Here is a 765-nt window from a genome sequence, read left to right as displayed (position 1 = left end):
CGACCTGCTCCTGGCCCATGAAATCGCCGCCGATCTCAACTGGGACTGGCTCGCCGAGCGTGACGCGCTCTTTGGGGTGCTGAAGCACCGTCTGGCGCAGGCCATGGCCGGTACGCTGGATGAACCCGGGGTGCCTGCCCGTGATCGGGTGCGGATCGGGGCCATCCTGGCGGAGCTGGGCGACCCCCGCCCCGGTGTCGGCACGCTGCCCCCCGCGATGGTGGAACTGCCTGGGGGTACCCTGGTGCTGGGCAGCACCCCGGAACAGGCTGATGCCGCCAGGCGCGCCTGGGAGCAGTACTGGCTGCAACAGGGAAATAAAGATCAAGCCAAATCGGCTCGCCGTTGGCCTGACGATGAGATCAACGATCACCCTGTGACGCTCGCCCCCTTCGCGATCGGGCGCTACCCGGTGACGAATGCGCAGTATGCGGTGTTTATCGCTGCGGGCGGGTATGATCCAGCGGCCCCCTGGTGGGATGCGGCTGGGCGGGCGTGGCTGGCGCGTGATGATGATGCCACGGAGGGGTTGCGAAGCTGGCAGCGGCGGCAGCGCAAAGATCAGCCAGAGGCATGGGATGACGAAGCATTCGGGCACGGGCGTGGGAACTATCCGGTGGTCGGGGTCAATTGGTATGAAGCCATGGCCTTTGGCCGCTGGCTGACGGCGTCTCTGAACGATGGCTTGGTCTACCGCCTGCCGAGCGAGGCAGAGTGGGAGTATGCGGCGCGGAGGCAAACGCGGCGGAACTATCCGTGGGGTGC

Annotated in this window: 1 protein-coding gene; it reads left to right on the top strand. The window is 66.7% G+C overall.

Annotated features, from left to right (window positions below; genetic code table 11):
• A partial coding sequence (locus tag A9Q02_RS09620) for a formylglycine-generating enzyme family protein (RefSeq protein WP_141508813.1) occupies positions 1-765 on the top strand: 765 nt, incomplete at both ends.

Origin of the sequence: Candidatus Chloroploca asiatica (genome assembly GCF_002532075.1) — a bacterium.
Classification (GTDB): Bacteria; Chloroflexota; Chloroflexia; order Chloroflexales; family Chloroflexaceae; genus Chloroploca; species Chloroploca asiatica.
Note: the sequence above shows the minus strand (reverse complement) of the source record. Positions and strands in the feature narration are given on the sequence as shown.